Origin of the sequence: Agathobaculum sp. (genome assembly GCF_022775115.1) — a bacterium.
Taxonomy (GTDB): Bacteria; Bacillota; Clostridia; order Oscillospirales; family Butyricicoccaceae; genus Agathobaculum.
Genome location: NZ_JALFLA010000001.1, coordinates 28858 through 47490, shown reverse-complemented (window position 1 = coordinate 47490; position 18633 = coordinate 28858). Strand labels below are relative to the sequence as shown.

General features: G+C 53.3%; 13 protein-coding genes and 1 riboswitch. Of the genes, 7 read left to right on the top strand and 6 right to left on the bottom strand.

The genetic code is table 11. The features are described 5' to 3' along the window. Positions 1-90: 90 nt before the first annotated feature. Together MR935_RS00205 and MR935_RS00200 are read right to left on the bottom strand one after the other, a co-directional pair. Positions 91-1683, bottom strand: coding sequence for a carbon starvation CstA family protein (locus MR935_RS00205; protein WP_290569988.1), 1593 nt, complete (start codon positions 1681-1683; stop codon positions 91-93). 381 nt (positions 1684-2064) lie between these two features. After that, positions 2065-4098 carry a methyl-accepting chemotaxis protein gene (locus MR935_RS00200; protein ID WP_290569986.1) on the bottom strand — a complete coding sequence of 678 codons (2034 nt, stop codon included), beginning with the start codon at positions 4096-4098 and terminating at the stop codon, positions 2065-2067. Positions 4099-4638: 540 nt separating this feature from the next. On the opposite strand from MR935_RS00200, the gene alaS reads away from it, so the two are divergent. The 7 genes from alaS to MR935_RS00165 all read left to right on the top strand — a co-directional run bounded on the left by alaS (position 4639) and on the right by MR935_RS00165 (position 13404). Then, a complete protein-coding gene (gene alaS, locus MR935_RS00195) occupies positions 4639-7278 on the top strand; it encodes an alanine--tRNA ligase (RefSeq protein WP_290569984.1) in 2640 nt (879 codons plus the stop codon). Between the two features lie 36 nt (positions 7279-7314). Next, positions 7315-7653, top strand: coding sequence for a histidine triad nucleotide-binding protein (locus tag MR935_RS00190; protein WP_290569982.1), 339 nt, complete (start codon positions 7315-7317; stop codon positions 7651-7653). Positions 7654-7725: 72 nt separating this feature from the next. Continuing rightward, positions 7726-9975, top strand: a complete 2250-nt coding sequence (locus tag MR935_RS00185; RefSeq protein WP_290569980.1) for a ComEC/Rec2 family competence protein — start codon at positions 7726-7728, stop codon at positions 9973-9975. Then, complete coding sequence (gene holA / locus MR935_RS00180; RefSeq protein ID WP_290569978.1) at positions 9975-11027, top strand: DNA polymerase III subunit delta; 1053 nt, start codon at positions 9975-9977, stop codon at positions 11025-11027. Before MR935_RS00185 ends, holA begins: the two co-directional genes overlap by 1 nt. After that, positions 11024-11617 (top strand): toprim domain-containing protein, encoded by a 594-nt coding sequence (locus tag MR935_RS00175; protein WP_290569977.1) that lies wholly within the window; start codon positions 11024-11026, stop codon positions 11615-11617. The genes holA and MR935_RS00175 overlap by 4 nt, the downstream gene beginning before the upstream one ends. A 44-nt stretch (positions 11618-11661) precedes the next feature. Next, positions 11662-11793: riboswitch (FMN riboswitch) on the top strand. Positions 11794-11882: 89 nt separating this feature from the next. Then, a complete protein-coding gene (locus MR935_RS00170) occupies positions 11883-12491 on the top strand; it encodes an ECF transporter S component (RefSeq protein WP_290569975.1) in 609 nt (202 codons plus the stop codon). 67 nt (positions 12492-12558) lie between these two features. After that, positions 12559-13404: a metallophosphoesterase gene (locus MR935_RS00165; RefSeq protein ID WP_290569974.1), complete on the top strand. Its 846-nt coding sequence runs from the start codon at positions 12559-12561 to the stop codon at positions 13402-13404. Positions 13405-13503: 99 nt separating this feature from the next. On the opposite strand, the gene MR935_RS00160 is transcribed toward MR935_RS00165, so the two are convergent. The 4 genes from MR935_RS00160 to ileS form a co-directional block, all read right to left on the bottom strand. Continuing rightward, positions 13504-14313, bottom strand: coding sequence for a Cof-type HAD-IIB family hydrolase (locus MR935_RS00160; protein WP_290569972.1), 810 nt, complete (start codon positions 14311-14313; stop codon positions 13504-13506). Then, positions 14310-15230 carry an RluA family pseudouridine synthase gene (locus tag MR935_RS00155; protein WP_290570019.1) on the bottom strand — a complete coding sequence of 307 codons (921 nt, stop codon included), beginning with the start codon at positions 15228-15230 and terminating at the stop codon, positions 14310-14312. The genes MR935_RS00160 and MR935_RS00155 overlap by 4 nt, the downstream gene beginning before the upstream one ends. Before the next feature lie 2 nt (positions 15231-15232). Beyond that, entirely contained in the window at positions 15233-15757 is a 525-nt protein-coding gene (lspA, locus tag MR935_RS00150; RefSeq protein WP_290569970.1) for a signal peptidase II, read from the bottom strand. A gap of 67 nt (positions 15758-15824) precedes the next feature. Further along, on the bottom strand, positions 15825-18617 hold the full coding sequence (gene ileS / locus MR935_RS00145) for an isoleucine--tRNA ligase (protein ID WP_290569968.1): 2793 nt from the start codon (positions 18615-18617) through the stop codon (positions 15825-15827). Positions 18618-18633 lie beyond the last annotated feature (16 nt).

The following is an 18633-nucleotide window of genomic DNA, read 5'->3' as shown; positions in this document are numbered from 1 at the left end:
AAGCACGGCTCAAATGCAAAAAGCGTTTGAGCCGTGCTTTTTGTATCAGGAGTGGTGCCGCTGAGCCGCACTTGCTCCAAAGGATGAAAATCAAGCCAGATTGGGATTACCGCCTTGTACCTCGGAAGCAGACTCCGTCTGTTCGGACACAGTCTGACCAAGCTCCTCCGGGCAGTCTTTGAGCAGACCCATAGAGGTGCGCTGCCTTTTACCAACCAAATAGACGGCGATGGCAAAGGCGGCGGCCAGCACACCGGCGATGGCGTAGCAGAGATTCCAGTTGGCGATTCGGAAGCCAATCTCTTGATGGAGGATAAAGCTGCTTACAATGAAGGCATAGAAAGTACCGGGGATCAATGCCATCAGGAAGGGTTTATCCTTGCGCCTCATATAGACCGAAATAACGCCGAAAGTGAACACAGCGATGGCCTGATTGGCAAAGCCAAAGTACCGCCACAGCATACTAAAGCCATTGGGACTTGCCTTGGCCCATACCAGCAGGGCGATACCGGCAGCAAAGATACCAAGCGCCACCATGAGGTTGTTGCCGGTTGACTTCTTCATTTTGAAGAAATCCTGAACCAGCAGACGTACCGAACGGAAAGCAGTATCACCCGAAGAAATGGGCAGAATGATAACGCTGGCCACAGGGACGACCCAGAAGAAATGCAGCATCTCCTTGGAAATCAGGCCAACAACATCCGTCGGGCTGCCGTTCATGCCAAGATTAAAGACGATCATAGCGTCGGCCGCCCAGCTCATGGCGATGAAGCCTTCGACGCACATCATGCCGAAGAAGATCATCGAGCCATCCTTCTCTTTTTGCGCTGTGCGGGAAATCAGCGTGACCTGTGAGCTGTGGAAGCCCGAAACGATGCCGCAGGCAACGGTTACGCAGAAGGTGGGAACATAGTGTGGGTCGGTGGGATTGAGCGCACCGGTGTAGGCCCAGTCGGGCAGAGTGCCCCAAATCTCGTTGAGGACATACTTTCCGCTGAATACGCCGATGCAGGTGATAGCAAACACCGCTGCAGCGGACAGGAATAGGATGACACCAAAGATGGGGTAGATCTTGCCGATGATCTTATCGATCGGCAGCATGGTCGCAAGGATATAATATCCGAAGATCACAGCAAAGGTGATGATGGTGACCATTAAGTAATTGGGTGCGTCAGCCGTAATACCCAGCACCTGCCCGACAAAGAGATCACCGGGGGTATAGACGAACACCACGCCCACAAGCATCAGCACGAGCACCAAAAATACGAAGTAGACCTTGGAGATCGCTTTGCCAAGGAATTTTTCAACCAACGCGGGCATCTGCGCACCCCCGTTGCGCAAGGGGATCATACCGCACCAGTAATCGTGGATCGCACCGCCCAGAACACAGCCGACCGGGATGGTGAGAAAAGCGATAGGGCCAAACAGGATGCCCTGAATCGGACCGAGTACAGGGCCTGTACCTGCAATGTTGAGCAGATTGATCAGCGAGTTGCGCGCCTTGCCCATCGGAACAAAGTCCAAGCCGTCCTGTCTGGTGTAGGCAGGTGTCGGCGCCGCACTGGGTTGAAGCAGCTTGACCGAAAGCTTGGAATAGAGCCAGCTGCCGATCACAAGAATCGCAATACGATCATATACTGCTCCCTTTTTCTCCGAGCCATGTTCAAAATATTGGTTTTTCAAACAGGCTCTTATAATTTGCGCTGAGACAGAATCGTTTTTTTGTGTGCGGCCAAGGATGCTCTTTCCATGAACCACCCTCTTCCAATGCAGCTCTCAGGAATAATCTGTCCTATCTGCCGCACATCCTGCTGCTATACTTTTCCTCCTTTTCACTTTTTATTCCATGCCGCTTATACCAAGCGGCATCTGTCAGGTGGCGCAGGTTCCGTGCGACACCCTTTTGTAGAATATCCCAAGTTAGTATATATTATAATATTTTAACAAAAACAATACAATAGTTGCAAGAAAAATTTATATATTCTACAAGAATAGAATAGGAAGTGTGATTAAACAAGCGCTATGCAGCAGCATCCCAATCTGACGTAGGGGGGGGGCATATTCTTATGAAAAGCGCTTCACAATGCCGCTGATCGCATTAGCGTTTTCCTTGTTCCTGCTTACTATCACTGTCATGGCTTCTGTGGTTTCTTTTGTCTGCCTTGCTTTATCCAGCATATCCTGACTGCTGACGCTCTGGTCATCCGGCACATCCGATACTTCACAAATCTGCGTTTGTATATTTTGCACCGTATCGACAAACACCTCCGAAGCCTTTGCAATCTCTGCAATGATATGCCGCATATCCTTAATAGATTGATAGTAATCCTTGGTAGCATTTGCAAACTCTGAGAATTGCGTCTGAACATCATTTTGCAGGAACGAAATCACCTGATCGAAGCACATTTTAACCTGTGTGATATTATTTTTTGTTTGGTTGCAGATGGACTGGATCTGTGTTGCGGTGGCAGATGAGCTATGCGCCAAATCACCGATCTCATTTGCTACTACTGAAAATCCTCGACCTGCTTCGCCAGCTCTTGCCGCTTCAATAGACGCATTTAAGGATAGCAGGTTGGTTTGACTTGTGATATCTAAAATCTGCGATGCCATTTCATCAATCTGCATCAGCGTTTGTAATTTTTCAATAGCCTTTTCAATCGCTTTTTGATTCTCCGCAATCTGTGTGCTTGTATTTTTCATGGTCGTGTCGGCCAGCTGCTGCATCTGCTCAACCTTATTGAGCAATTGGTTGCTATGTACGTTTCCTTGCTGGACGCGTTCCTCAACCCCTGAAACCACCTTTGCGATTTCAGCGATTTCGTGATCGACCTTTGCAACCGTATTATGGATGGCTTCTGTATGCTTTGCAAAAACCGTTGTGGCCCTGGAGTTGTCGGAAACACATGAGATCAGTGTATTGGAGGAGTTCTGCATGTCCACAGCGGAGTCATTCAAGGATGAAGAGCAGGCTGACAGCGTCGTGACAATTTCCCCAAGCGCTTTGTATAATGAATCCATTGCTGTGGCAATCTTTCCGATTTCGCTTTTGGTTCCGATCCAAGGTTCTAATTTATTATTTTTTTGAAGCTGCAAATTGCTTAGCTGTATAATAGATTCTTCAATATATCGCAGCGGTCTCATACTAACTAGGATCATTACAAATGCCAGTATACTTATCACTAATACAAATATGACGCAAATTCTTCCTAAAACAAACATGTTTTTGTTGACAGAAGAATAAATATTGGACTCGCTGTCAAAAGAAACGACCGCCCATCCGCGTCCATCAATATATTGGTAATTGGCGATCAAATTCTCGTTCTCGCCTGTATAATTGACCTCTCCTTTATTTTGTCCGGCTTTGATTCTGTCGATAATGTTTATCAGCTTCTCATCCCGAATTTCTGTTGCTATCAGGGACTTATTATCAGCAAAGATGTACATTCCGGTTTCCGGATTTATCATATAGTAGTCTGCTGTATCCCCCTCGCGCTTTAATTCATTTAGTATATTCTCCAGATCCTCAACATATGGGCCGCCGCCGACATAGCCGACGATCGTAGTGCCGTCTGTATCGAATACCGGGCAGTACATAGACAGGAGAAGTTTGCCGGATACCGGTGAGACAATAATGCCGGCGTTATATAAGCCTTTGCGTGCGGTCATTGCATTCTGTAATGCTTTCAGTGACTCACCTTCTCTGAGAGTGACACCAACTACATTCGGATTTGAGTGTGCGATACAATGGGTATTCCATTCGCCAATATAAATGCCCTCCCAATTGTCCAGCCCTGTATAATAATACTCTGTATAGGATTGGGCGATGCTGCGTTTTTCGGCATTGTTTGCATCCTTCAAAAGCGTTCTGACTGCCGGCGTCTTGCTATATGCGATGAGCAGCTTTTCCTGACGAATCACATATTCCTCAATCAGGCTGGTTTGTGCTTTCAACACACTATACATGTGGTTGCGTTCAGATTCCTGCATCATACCCTTTAATTTTCTGTTTGCTGTTATGTATAGCAGTCCCATACACAAAATAACGATCAGCGTAATTCCCAGCGTAATTTTTGTGCGTAATTTCCAGTTTTTCATACAAACCAGATCCCCCTTTTATCATTTTACCAGTGCCGCCTTGGAAGAGATGGACACATCAGGCCGCCGCATATCAGCATAATGCACCATATATAATATTGACAGCTGGTATATTATAACATTTTATTAAATATATTGCAAGGAGCGTAGAGGAGATCATGTGTGGAGGAGGAGACAGAAGCGCGTATAAACGATAACCGTGCGGCACTTGGGACTTACCGGGTTGCCTGTTGACAAAACGGAAGAATGGTGGCATAATAACATTAATAAAATATCGAAGAATGCGATGACGAAACGAGTTCCCGTGCAGAGACCCACAAGCGAGAGGGGAGAGTGAAAGCCCTCGGCCACCGGCGGAGAACAGCCATTTCCAAGCAGCCTGTGAAAGCAGGTCGCCCGATCCCCGATACCGGATCGCTAAGATGCGCCGCTTTTATGCATATGGCGCAGATTAGGGTGGTACCGTGGAAGTATGCTTTCGCCCCTAACGATTTGGGCGAGAGCTTTTTATTTTGTAATCTATATTTTTGGAGGATAACTATGCAGTACAGAAGTCTAAATGAGCTGCGCGAGATGTACCTGAAGTTTTTTGAAAGCAAGGGGCATCTTCGCCTGCCGAGCTTTTCGCTCATCCCGCAGAATGATCCGTCGCTGCTGCTGATCAATTCCGGCATGGCGCCGATGAAGCCCTACTTTACCGGCGAGCAGGAGCCGCCGTGTCACCGCGTGACCACCTGCCAAAAATGTATCCGCACCGGCGATATTGAGAACGTCGGCAAGACCGCGCGGCATGGTACTTTTTTTGAAATGCTGGGCAACTTCTCCTTTGGTGATTATTTCAAAAAGGAGGCCATCGAGTGGAGCTGGGAATTTCTGACCAGCCCGGAGTGGATCGGCATCGACCCCGACCGCCTGTATCCGTCGATTTATCAGGACGACGATGAGGCGTTCGAGATTTGGAACAAGCAGGTCGGCATTCCGGCCGCGCGCATTTTCCGCTTTGGCAAGGCGGATAATTTCTGGGAGCATGGCTCCGGACCGTGCGGCCCGTGCTCGGAGATCTATTACGACCGCGGCGCGGAGTACGGCTGCGATAAGCCGGATTGCACGGTCGGCTGCGACTGTGACCGCTATATGGAGGTCTGGAACAACGTCTTTTCCCAGTTTGAGAATGATGGCAACGGCAATTACACCGAGCTGAAGCAGAAGAACATTGATACTGGCATGGGTCTCGAGCGTCTGGCCTGTGTGGTGCAGAATGTCGGCTCGCTGTTTGATGTGGACACGGTGCGCAACATCACCAATAAGGTATCCGAGATCGCGGGCAAGCACTATGGCGAAAGCGATAAGACGGATGTGTCGCTCCGCGTCATCACCGATCACATCCGCTCGACCGTGATGATGATCTGCGACGGTGTTATCCCGTCCAACGAGGGGCGCGGTTATGTGCTGCGCCGTCTGCTGCGCCGTGCGGCGCGCCACGGCAAGCTGCTTGGCATCGATCGTCCGTTCCTTTCCATCGTAGCTGATACTGTTATCCATGAGTCGGGCGGTGCATACCCTGAGCTGGTGGAAAAGTCGAACTATATCCACAAGGTGATCGAAAATGAGGAGGCCAGCTTCCATAAGACGATTGACAGCGGCCTGTCCATCCTGAACGACCGGATAGCAAACTATGTCGCGGCCTCCGGCGGCAAGCAGCTGCCCGCGGCGGACGCCTTCCAGTTGTACGACACCTATGGCTTCCCGATCGACCTGACGCTTGAAATTCTTGAGGAGCAGGGCATGACCACCGACCGCGACGAGTTCGACCGACTGATGAACGAGCAGCGTGAGCGCGCCCGCGAGGACCGAAAAAAGATGGGTGACCTTGGCTGGCAGAGCGAGGATCTCGGCCTTGACAAGTCGATCAAGACACGCTTTGACGGCTACGAGACGCTGGGTGAGCGCGCCAAGGTGCTGGCGATCGTTAACGAGGGTGAGCCTTCTGGCGCGGCGGCGCAGGGTGAAAAGATCACCGTTGTGCTTGACCACACTCCGTTCTACGCCGAAATGGGCGGCCAGATCGGCGACCACGGCATTTTGGTCGGCAAAAACGGCGTAATAACCGTTTCGGATGTTCAGAAGACCAAGGATGGCAAGTATATGCACATCGGAACTGTGACTGAGGGTTCGATCTCGGTAGACGAGGAAGTGGAAGCCAAGGTTGACGCGGAATATCGGCAGGCCATCTGCCGCGCGCATACCTCGACCCATCTGCTGCATAAGGCATTGCGCAAGGTGCTGGGCGACCATGTGGAGCAAGCTGGCTCGTACACCGCGGCCGACCATATCCGTTTTGACTTCACGCACTTTGCTGCGCTGACTGCGGACGAGCTGCAGCAGGTAGAAATGCTGGTCAATGAAGCGATCCTTGCTGGAGACCGGGTCATTACCGAGGAAATGAGTATTGAGGATGCTAAGAAGAAGGGTGCGATGGCCCTTTTTGGCGAGAAATACGGCTCAACTGTTCGTGTCGTGCAGGCCGGAGATTCGATCGAGCTGTGCGGCGGCACTCACTTGGACAATACTGCCAAGGCTGGTATGTTCAAGATCATCAGCGAGGCTTCCGTGGCCGCCGGTGTGCGCCGTGTCGAAGCACTGACCGGCAAGGGAGTGCTGCGTTTTCTGAGCGAACGCCAGCGCCTTATCATGGATACGGCTGCGGCGCTTAAAACTTCGCCCAATGAGCTGCTCGGCAGGGTGGAGCAGACCATGAGCGACCTGCGTGAGATGTCCAAAAAGATCGAAAAGCTTAACGGCAAGCTGGCCTCTATGCAGATGGTCGACCTGCTTAATGTGTCGCGCGACATCAAGGGTGTCAACGTGATCGCAACCAAGCTGGAGGACGCTACGCCCGATGTGCTGCGCACGATGGGCGACGATATCAAGGCAAAAGCGCCCAATATGGTGGCCGTATTGTCGAGCGTTAACGGGGAAAAGATCAGCCTGCTGTGCGTTTGCGGTGCGGAAGCCGTCAAAAAGGGCGCGCACGCCGGTAAGATCATCAAGGAGGTCGCTAAAATCGTTGGCGGCGGCGGTGGTGGCCGGCCCGACAGCGCAACAGCCGGTGGTAAAGACCCTTCCAAGTTGGAGGAGGCGCTCGAAGCGGTCAACAATATCGTTGACGCGCAGCTCTGATGTTGGTTATACTGTAATCAGAAAGGGGATACTGCTATGTCTGATTGTCTGTTTTGTAAAATAGCGGCGGGGGAGATACCGTCCTCCAAGGTGTATGAGGATGCGCTCTGTTATGCCTTTGACGATATTGATCCCAAAGCGCCAACACATTTTCTTGTCATCCCCAAGCAGCATATCCCGTCGGTCGCCGCAGTGGACGAGAGCAACAGTGCAGTTGTCGCCCATTGCCTTGCGGTGATCGCCAAGATCGCCCGGGAGAAGGGGATGGACAGCTTCCGCGTGGTTTCTAACACCGGGGAGCAGGCGGGACAGAGCGTGTTCCATCTGCATTTCCATGTGCTGTCCGGCCGCGACATGACATGGCCTCCGGGCTGAGGAATGCCTTAGAAGTGGCACAAAACCGTGCCACTTCTTTTTTCTGACAGTCAAAGGAGAGGAGGATGCTCGTTGTTTGCACGCCCGTTGGTTTATCTGATGCCTGCCGCTGCTGTCGCACTGTATGCGGCGGTCTGTTTGGGCTTGCCTGTCAACCTGTATCTTTCCCTCCTGCTTTTTGGGTTGTTTTTACTCAGCGCGGGACTTTTCGTGCAGCACCGGCAGATGTTTACCGTATTCTGTCTGCTGGCAGCGGCGGCGGGCGCGCTTTCCGGTCTGGCCGCGTTCGACCGGCTCGTAGCTGCGCCGTGCCGCGCGCTGAACGGCCGGAACATGGTCGTCACCGCGACGGTGCTGGAGGATGCGACCGTATACGACGATAGCCAGCGCGCCGAGCTGCTGCTCGACAATGACGATAGGCTGCCGGGCACTGTGCGGACGCTTTGTTATCTGCCACCGACAGATACCCCGCTTCTGGCGGGCGACCGAATCGAGGTAAGCCTTGGATTTTACATCGCCGGCAACACAGAGGGGTTTGACCGCGCGGCCTATCAAGCGGCAAACGGCTGCTTTATCACCTCATCCTATAATAAGGACGAGGCAGGCAATCCCACCCGGTTTGCATTACTCGACAGCCGACGAAACAGCCTGCGTTTTCTGCCGCAGCGCATCGCGCGCCGCTGCGGTGAGAGCATTCGTCAGGCGCTCCCGCCGCGTGAGGCCGGACTGCTGTGTGCCCTGCTGCTCGGGGACAAGAGCACCCTGTCTGAAGCGGATGCACTTTCGCTGCGTGTTGCCGGACTAAGCCATTTGATTGCCGTTTCCGGTCTGCACATCGGCTTTCTCGCTGGCTTTTGCTATCTGCTGCTCGGGCGGAAATGGGGCGCGTACTTGTCTATACCGCTGATTTTGCTGTTCGTACCGGTCGCCGGTGCGTCACCATCGGTCATTCGCGCGGCTGTGATGTACCTGATTCCTGCTGCGGCGTTTCTGCTGCGCAAAGAGGCGAATACGCTCAATTCGCTGTGCGCTGCGTTGGGGGCGCTGCTGCTCATCAACCCATACTCGATCGCAAGCCTGAGCTTGCAGCTGTCGTTTTCTGCCACGCTTGGACTGATTTTGTTCGCTGACCGGATGCAGCGGCGGCTGACAAGACCGTTGGCTGCCTGCGCAAAGCCGGTGAAAAAGCTGGCCGCGCTCGTGGTGGGTGCGCTGTCCTGTTCGGTTTGCGCCATGCTCTTTACCGCGCCGATTGTGTTGACCTCATTCGGCCATGTGTCGGTATTGTCTGTGCTGAGTAATTTGCTGGTTCTGCCGGTGACGGCGGTCTGCTTCATCGGCGGCTTGCTGCTCTGCGTGCTGGCAGCGGCTGCAATACCTATGGCAGCGGTACTTGCCGCCGTGCTGCGTCCGTTGCTCGGATATATGCTGGGCGTGGCGGGCTGGGTCGCTGATCTGCCGTTTGGGCAGCTGCACGGGACCGATGGATTCTCGGCTGCGATGATGTTCGTTTGCTTTGCGGCGCTATTGTTGTGGCTGATTGCCGGAAAGCGCGTCAAATGGCGCATTGCCGCGCCCTGCTTTGGCCTTGCTATGGCCGCTTTGATAGTGTCGGGTGCGTACTATGCGCAAACGCATTTTTCAGTCACCTACCTGCCTTGCGGCAACGGGCAGGCCATACTTGTTTCGGATTCGTCCCGCTACGTCACGCTGATCGACTGCGCGGGTGACGGCGGCTACCGCGACGCTGCCGCCGCTGTGCGGGAATGGCTGCTTTGGCATGGCTATGATAGGGTGGATGCGCTGGTGCTGACTGCGGTCGATAAAGGTCACGCGCGCGATCTGCCCACACTGTTGGAGCAGGTCGAGGTGAGTGAGATCTGGATACCGGACGGCAGTAAAGAGAGCAAAAACAACAAGGAGCTGCTGACCCGGGTTCGAGCGGCTTCGCCTAAAATCGTGGCAGAAAAGCAGCAGGTGCTGTCATCCGTCGTGCCGATTACGTTGTTTCCTGTCGTGGAGGGCAAGCTGGGCGTGCTGATTGATGAGCAGGTGTTGGTGCTGCACAGCCCGACGCAAAAGCAGCTGGATGCTTTCTGGGACAGCGGTGAGCGCTATGCTGCTGCCGAGCTTGTGCTTTCTGAGCGAAACCTGTCAGACGCCGCACTGCTGCGCAGGACGTTGGCGGCCACGCAGGCAGAGCGCATCGTGATTCAGGCTGGTTATGCCGGTTTTATGCCCTCATATGAGGGTGTACCGGTGCGCAGCCCGTACATATCCGGCGAGATACAGCAAAACTATACGAAGGGGGCAAGCGCATAATGGCGGCAGATAAAAGCAAGCCTGCGGGCAAGGCTCGCCTGCTCCGCGATCTGAAAGAGGGGACATTTGCCCAGCTTTACGTTTTCTATGGGGATGAGACCTATCTCAAAGAGTATTACCTGAACGAACTGAAAAAGCGTGTAATCGACCCGGCCTTTGCCGATTTCAATCTGATCGAATACGAGGGCAAAAGCCTGCTGCCTGAACAACTGGCCGAAGCGATCGACAGCTATCCGGCTATGGCTGAGCGCAAGCTGATTCTTGTGCGTGATTTTGATCTGTACAAGCCACCCGCCGGTTTTGCCGACCAGCTGCCCACGATGCTTGGCGAACTGCCTGACTATGTATGCATGGTATTCTATTACGATGTTTTGGACGGCAAGCCTGATAAGCGCACCAAGCTGTACAAGCTGCTGGAAAAGACCGCCTGCTATATTGATTTTACCCATTTGGAGGAACGGGAGCTTATTGCATGGATCGAGCGGCGTGCCCGCGCGCTCGGTCGTTCGATCACACCGGACGATGCTGCATATCTGATCTTCCTGTGCGGCAATTCGATGACCAATCTGGCGGGGGAGATCGAAAAGGCGGCCGCCCACACGACTACGGGTGAGATACGCAAATACAACATTGACGCGGTCTGTTCACCGGTACTTGATGCGGTTGTATTCGATCTGACAGATGCGATCACAGCCGGTAAGTTTGACCGCGCAGTTGAGCTGGTGGGTGAGCTGATTGCGCAAAAGAACAATGAGGTCATGATTTTCACCACCATCACGCGGCATATTCAGCGGCTTTACGCCGCCAAACTGTGCGCAGCCGCAAAGGGAGGGGAGAAGATGCTGATGGAACTGATCGGCTCCAAATCCCCGTATTATGCGCGGCAGATACAAAACGCGGCGCGGCGTGTACCACTGGGTTGGCTGCGGCGCGCAGCTTCACTCTGCGGAGAGACCGACGCCGCGCTCAAGGGCAGTGCGGCTGACCGGCAAAAACAGATAGAGCTGACCTTGCTTGCACTGGCCAGTGCGCTGAAGGAGGGGAGTGGATGATCCGTATTCGTGAGGCGATTTTAGTGGAAGGTCGCTATGATGTGCATACGATCAAGCAGGTGGTCGATACCATCGTGCTGGAGACTGGCGGCTTTCGTATTTTCAAGGATAAGGAGCAGCTTACGCTGCTGCGGCGTGTCGCGCAAAGGCGTGGGCTTATCATCCTGACAGACAGCGACGGCGCGGGTTTTGTCATCCGCGGATATCTGAAAGGGGCGCTGCCGGCCGACCGAATCAAGCAGGCGTATATCCCGGATATTGCAGGGAAGGAGCGGCGCAAGCGACATGTCTCCAAAGAAGGTAAACTGGGCGTTGAGGGCATGACGCCCGCGATCCTGATACAAGCGCTGCACCGGGCGGGCGCGACCTTCATCGACCAGCCGCAAAACGAGCAGCCGGGCAGCATACCGGTCACCAAGCAGGACTTGTATGCGTGGGGACTGTCCGGTAGGACGGACAGCGCGGTACGGCGCGTCGCATTGCTGGCGCAGCTCGGATTGCCCCAGCATATGAGCGCAAATGCGCTGCTCGACTGCATCAACGCATGTGATATGCGGGAGGAGATCGAGACTATGCTATATGGGGATTGACAGACGGAGCATTCTGCTCTATAATGAATGTAGAAAATTGATAGGTTCTGTTTCAGGGCGGAGTGAAAGTCTCCACCGGCAGTATACGGAGCGTTCCTCCGATAGTCTGCGAGCCGCAAGGCATGACGGGTGTGAATCCCGACCGACGGTCATAGTCCGGATGAAAGAAACAGATGTATTTGATACGTCTGCGCGCCCTTGGATGATTATCCGAGGGTGTTTTTATGCCTCCAACGCAACAGAACCCGAAAAGGGGAAGAATTTCATGACAAAAACAAGCAAAATCACCTATACGGCTATCTTTGCCGCCATTGCAACCATTCTGATGTATGTGGAATTTCCGCTGCCGTTCATGCCACCGTTTCTCAAGGTCGACCTGTCCGGTGCGGTCGTGCTGATCGGTGCGTTTATTTTCGGTATCGGGCCGGCGATCACGATGATTGGCATTAAGGATGTGATTCATTTGTTTCAGACACAGACCGGCGGCTCGGGTGAGCTGGCAGACTTTTTGATGCTCTCCTCGCTCGTGATTGTGGCCGTTCTGGTCTATCGCGCACATAAGTCACGTAAAATGGCGGTTATGGGCTGTCTGCTCGGTACATTAGCGATGGCGTGCATCGCCATGCTGACGAATTATTTCCTGCTCATTCCGTTTTATGCGCAAGTAATGCCGCTTGAGGCAATTTTCGCGGCCTGCACGGCTGTCAACCCGTATGTGACCGGTATGCAGGGTTATCTGCTGCTTGGTGTGTTGCCGTTTAACCTAATCAAAGGCGGCATTCTTACATTGATAACCATGCTGGCTTACAAAAAGCTGAGCTCTTTTATCAAATCCAAGCAGATCGACTTCCATCATAAGCAGCAAATCAACTGAAGAAAAAGAGAGGGGCAAGGGAACTGTGCCCCCTTTTTATTGCCGGTATTTTTTCAGGAGGGGATAAATGAAGCACAAACGACTGCTGTCGGCAGGATTACTTTGCCTGCTCGGCATAGGAATCGCAAGCGTACAATGCGTGCTGACCGAGCGCCATTACATCGTCACATCATCGAAACTGCCGGCAGGGAAGCGTGTGCGGCTGGTCATGTTGTCCGATCTGCATAGCTGTGTATTTGGAAAAGATCAATCGCCGTTGATAAACAAAATCAGGGATGCCGATCCAGATTTGATTTTGCTTTGCGGAGATATTGTTGATGACAGACAGCCAACGCGGGGCGCGGCACTTTTGCTGAAGGGGATCACTGAGATTGCACCGTGTTTCTATGTGTCGGGCAATCATGAATACTGGTCGGCCGCGCCCGAGAATACTTTTGCGTCGATTGCAGCATATGGCATCCGCGTGCTACAAAATGAGCGTGAGCAGGTCTCGGTCAACGGTGTAGAGCTGATTCTTTGCGGCGTGGAAGATCCGGCGGCGAGCGGCGTACACAAGCCGCATTCCTATGGGAGCCGTGATGCGTACATCAGCCATCTTTGTGCGTTTGACGATCTGCCGCCTGAACGGTATACGGTTTTGTTGGCGCACCGGCCAGAGTATTTTGAGGAATATGCAGCGCATCCGTTCGATCTGGTGTTGAGCGGCCATGCACACGGTGGACAATTCCGATTTCCGCCGCTGCTGAACGGATTGGTCGCACCGGGTCAAGGTTTTTTTCCGAAATATGCCGGTGGCATCTATCGGACGGATTCGATGGTTGAGATCGTCGGATGCGGTCTTGTCGTAGATTGGCGGCTGCGACTGTTCAATCCACCTGAGATCGTGGTTGTTGATTTGGAGGGAAGTGCGTGATACCGATATTTTCAGGAAATCATGCATACTGAAATCTGGTATACTTAATTATACAAAATAAAAGTTTTGTATAATTAAGGGGAGGGAAAACGAGGCACATTAGCAAAGATGTGCCTCGATATATTTAACAGCATCTGCCACAGCATTGTGATCGTTGTCGGAAACGACAACGTCTGCTATCGAGCGAATCGCGTTTTCTGCATTTTTAGGAACAAAGCCGATCTGTGCCGCGCGGAGCATCATTTCATCGTTATGGCTGTCTCCAACGGCATAAATATTCGTTTTGTCGATGCCGCAGTCGGCTGCAATCGCAAGCATGGCCGAACCCTTGTGCACACCGTGCGCGGTGATCTCGCAAAATGTCGGCATACTGGATGAGATACAAAAGCGGTCGCTATATGGCGCGAGAAATGTATGGAGTGCATCCATGGATTCCTGCGGGCCGGTGAAATTGATCTTGCACCATTGCGCGGTAGAGCCAAGCTGCTGCTGCGTAACCGGTGTATAATCGAGCTGCAGCACCTCAATATGGTGCGCCGTGACATCACTCATCTGCCGAATGAGTATCTGGTCACCTTGAAAGATCTCGCAACCAAATTGTGGAAATTTTGACAATACTGCGTCGATTAGTTCCTTTGTCTTTTCCGGCATACCAGCGCAGCGCAGCACCTGATGCTGTTCACTCATGATGAGCGACCCGTTGAGCAGACTATACGGCGTATTGAACGGCAGCTGATCGAGATAAAAACGGATCGCGCGCGGCGCGCGTCCGGTGGACAGCATAAAGCGTCCCCCCTCCTCCGTGAAATAGCGGAGAGCCTGTTGATTTGCACGGGATATTGTTAAATCGCTGCTGAGCAGTGTGCCGTCCATATCACAGGCGAGCAGCATACCTTCAAATTTTTTCATAGCATTTTCCCCAATTTTTCAAGAATATTTTGAAAATATTGCGGCAAGGGTGCCGTAAAAGTCATCACTTCATTGGTTCGCGGATGGGTCAGCGTCAGCCGGGCTGCATGAAGACACTGCCCGCCGATATCAGCAAAGCGATCCCTTTTTAGACCATATACCGGGTCGCCGATGATCGGATGACCGATCGAAGCCATGTGCACACGGATCTGGTGAGTTCGCCCCGTCTCCAACTGAAATGCCATATGGGTATAGCCGTGAAACCTCGTGATAACGCTGTAATGTGTGACCGCCGGGCGTCCTTCCTCCACAATCGCCATTTTTTTGCGATCTGTCCGATGGCGGGCGATCGGTTTGTCGACCATCCCCTCCTCCTGCCGGATAGAGCCAACCACAATGCCCTCGTATTCGCGGCGTGCCGTGTGCGCAGCAATCTGCGCGGCAAGGCTTTGGTGCGCTGCGTCGTTCTTGGCCACAACAAGCAGGCCGCTGGTATCTTTGTCGATACGGTGCACGATACCCGGTCGGTGCTCGCCATTGATACCGGACAGACTGTCCCCGCAATGGAACATCAATGCATTGACCAGGGTGCCTGACCAATTACCAGCCGCTGGATGCACGACAATGCCACGCGGCTTGTTGATAACGATAATGTCAGCATCCTCATATATAATATCCAACGGGATATCTTCTGGAGTTAAATCGACCTCGCGCAGCGCAGGCATGATAACAGACAGAGATTCATGGCCGGTCAGCTTATAATTTTTTTTCAGAGGGACACCGTTACAGGTCACTGCTTGCTCGGTCAGCAGATTTTGCGCGGCGGAGCGTGTCAATCCCTCGATGGTTTCCGACAAGAAAGTGTCAACTCTTTTACCCGCGTCTTCCTGCCGCGCAGATATAGATAATGCGCGCATTGTCATACCGCTTTGCCACCTTGGCCATTTTTTGTGTGATCGTCTGGTGTGCTTTGGGTGGGATGGCCGTCGCCCGCCTCCTTATGCTGAAACAACACATACAGCATGAATAGTACTGCGCCTGTACAAATGAAAATATCAGCCACATTGAATACAGCAAAGTGGATCAGTCGAAAATCAAATAAATCGACAACAAAGCCGTGCACAACGCGGTCGATCGCGTTGCCCACCGAGCCGGCGGCGATCAGCACCAGCGACCAGCGGCCGAGCGCCGTCTGCATGATATCCCGGCGCAAGGCGATTATGATGGCGACCGTGATAACAGCTGCCAATCCCACAAAGAGCCAGCGGGAATTCCATTCAGCAAACAGGCTGAAAGCCGCACCCCGGTTTTCCACATAGGTCAAATGGAATACGTTTTCCAGTAGCGGCATGGTATGCTGTGGCTGCAGCACGGTAAATGCCCAATATTTGACCGCCTGATCAAAAAGGATCATCAACAGTGCGGCAATGATATAGCAAAGCATTGCTTTCCACTCCTATCGCTCAAAAAAGGGGAACAGAAGCAGGTTCTGTTCCCCTTCCCTCTTTCATTCAGTCCACGACCTTGGCGCAGCGCGCGCACAGAGCGGGATGCTTGGAGTCCGACCCCACGGAAGTGGACTGCTTCCAGCAGCGCAAGCATTTCTCTGCCGAAGCGCGCTTGACCGCGATCTTCAGTCCCGGATAATACTCACTGTCCATGCCCTCGCCTTCGCCTTCCACAACCGAAAGCGCGGAGACGATGCAAAGGTCAGCCAAGTCCTGACCGCTGTCGCCAAGCAGCGCAGCCGCTTCTGCATCAGCGAACACAGTAACGCTCGCTTCAAGCGGCTTACCAATCACCTTTTCGTTTCGCGCGCCCTCAAGTGCCTTGTTCACGTCATCCCGGAAGGCCGTCAGCTTAGCCCACACTGCGCGGTCAGCTTCGGACAGCGAGAACGCTTCGTCAGCCTGAGGAATCTCATTATACGCAACATTGCGAACATCGTCCGCAGCCTCATGCGGCATGGCCTGCCAAATCTCATCCGCTGTGTAGCACAGGATTGGCGAAATCATACGAACCAGCGCGCTGAGTATCCGATAGATGGCGGTCTGTGCGGCGCGGCGGCTAAGGCCGCTCGTCTCATCGCAGTACAGACGATCTTTGATAACATCCAGATAGAAATTGGACATATCGACCACGCAGAAGTTGTGAATCGCATGGAACACAGTGTGGAACTCATAGCAGTCATACCCGCCGCGCACCTTGGCGATGAGATCGTTCAGCTTCATCAACGCCCACTTATCCAGCGCAGGCATATCAGCATAGGCCACTGCATCGGTCTTGGGATCAAAGTCAAACAGATTGCCGAGGATATAGCGCGCCGTGTTGCGGATCTTCAGATAATTCTGCGACAGGTGCTTGAGCATATCCTTGGAGATACGCATATCCTGCCGGTAATCGGCAGAGGCGACCCACAGGCGCATGACATCCGCGCCGTATTGGTTCAGGATGTCCTCGGGCGCAATGCCATTGCCCAGCGATTTGGACATCTTCTGGCGTTCTTCGTCCACGATCATACCGTGTGTGATAACAGTCTTGTACGGCGCCTTGCCCTGCGTGGCGATCGAGGTCAGCATGGATGACTGGAACCAGCCGCGATACTGGTCGTTGCCCTCCAAATAGACATCGACCGGGGTCGCCTGCCCCTCCCGCTTTTCAATCACGGCGCGCCAAGACGAACCGGAATCAAACCACACGTCCATTGTGTCGGTTTCTTTATCAAATTCGCCGCAGCCACAGGCGCACTGGATATCGGCAGGCAAAATCTCCGACGCGGGCATGTCAAACCATGCGTTGGAGCCTTTTTCGCGGAACAGGTCGGCAACAATCTGGATGGTCTGCTCATTGACCAGCGGCTTGCCGCACTTTTTGCAGGTAAAGATCGGAATGGGCACACCCCATACGCGCTGACGCGAGATGCACCAGTCTGAACGCTCGCGAATCATCGAGGTCATTCGCTCCTCACCCCAGCCGGGGATCCACCGGATGCCCTCGCATGCCTTGACTGCGTCGTCCTTGAGCGCATCGACTGAGCAGAACCATTGCTCTGTTGTGCGGAAGATGATCGGATTTTTGCAGCGCCAGCAATGCGGATAGCTGTGCACGATATCCTCGACCGCCAACAGCGCGCCGCAGGCCTTGAGATCGTCCAGAATGACCGGGGTAGATTTTTCGTAGTACATGCCGGCGTACTTACCCGCGTCCGCGGTGGCTATACCCTTACCGTCGACCGGGACGATGATTGGGATGTCGTACTTCTGGCACACGGCAAAGTCGTCCGCGCCAAAGCCGGGCGCGGTGTGCACACAGCCGGTGCCGGCATCCAGCGTGACATGGTCACCGCAAACGATGATGCTTTCACGATCCATGATCGGGTGTTGAGTGCGCATCAGCTCCATTTCCGCGCCGGACAGCGTGCCGATGACCTCCCACGAGTCAATCTTTGCGGCCTGCATGACAGACTCGACCAGCTCTTTGGCGAGGATATAGACCTCTCCGTTGGGCACTTTAACCAGATCATATGCAAAGTCGGGGTTGAGCGAGATTGCAAGGTTGCCCGGCAGTGTCCAAGTGGTGGTAGTCCAGATGACAAAGTATACATTGTCCAGCGAGCCGGTGAGCGCGGTGAGCTTGCCGCCCTTGTCATCGGTCACGCGGAATTTGACATAGATGGATGCGCATGGCTCGTCCTGATATTCGATTTCGGCCTCAGCCAGCGCGGTCTCATCATGCGGACACCAATAAACTGGCTTCAACCCCTTGTAGATATAGCCCTTTTTGGCCATCTCACCGAAAATCTCGATCTGAGCAGCCTCGTAATCATGGGACAGGGTCAGATAAGGGCGCTCCCAGTCGCCGATCACGCCCAGACGCTTGAACTGGCTGCGCTGTGTATCCACATGCTTATGAGCGAATTCCTCACACTTGGAGCGGAACGCCGCTATTGACATGCGCTCACGATCCATGCCATAGACCTTGATGGCCTGACGCTCAATCGGCAGGCCGTGCGTGTCCCAACCGGGGACATAGGGTGCACGAAAGCCCATCATGTTACGCGAGCGGATGATAAAATCCTTGAGTATTTTATTGAGCGCATGGCCCATGTGCAGATTGCCGTTTGCATACGGAGGGCCGTCGTGCAAAACGAAAAGCGGCTTGCCTTCGTTCTTGCGCATCAGCTCATGATAAAGGTCGTCCTTCTCCCAGCTTTCCAGAAAGGCAGGCTCCCGTTTGGGAAGACCCGCGCGCATGGGAAATTCGGTTTTTGGCAGATTGATCGTGCTGTTGTAATCCTGCGACATCTTGTCGTGTCAGTCC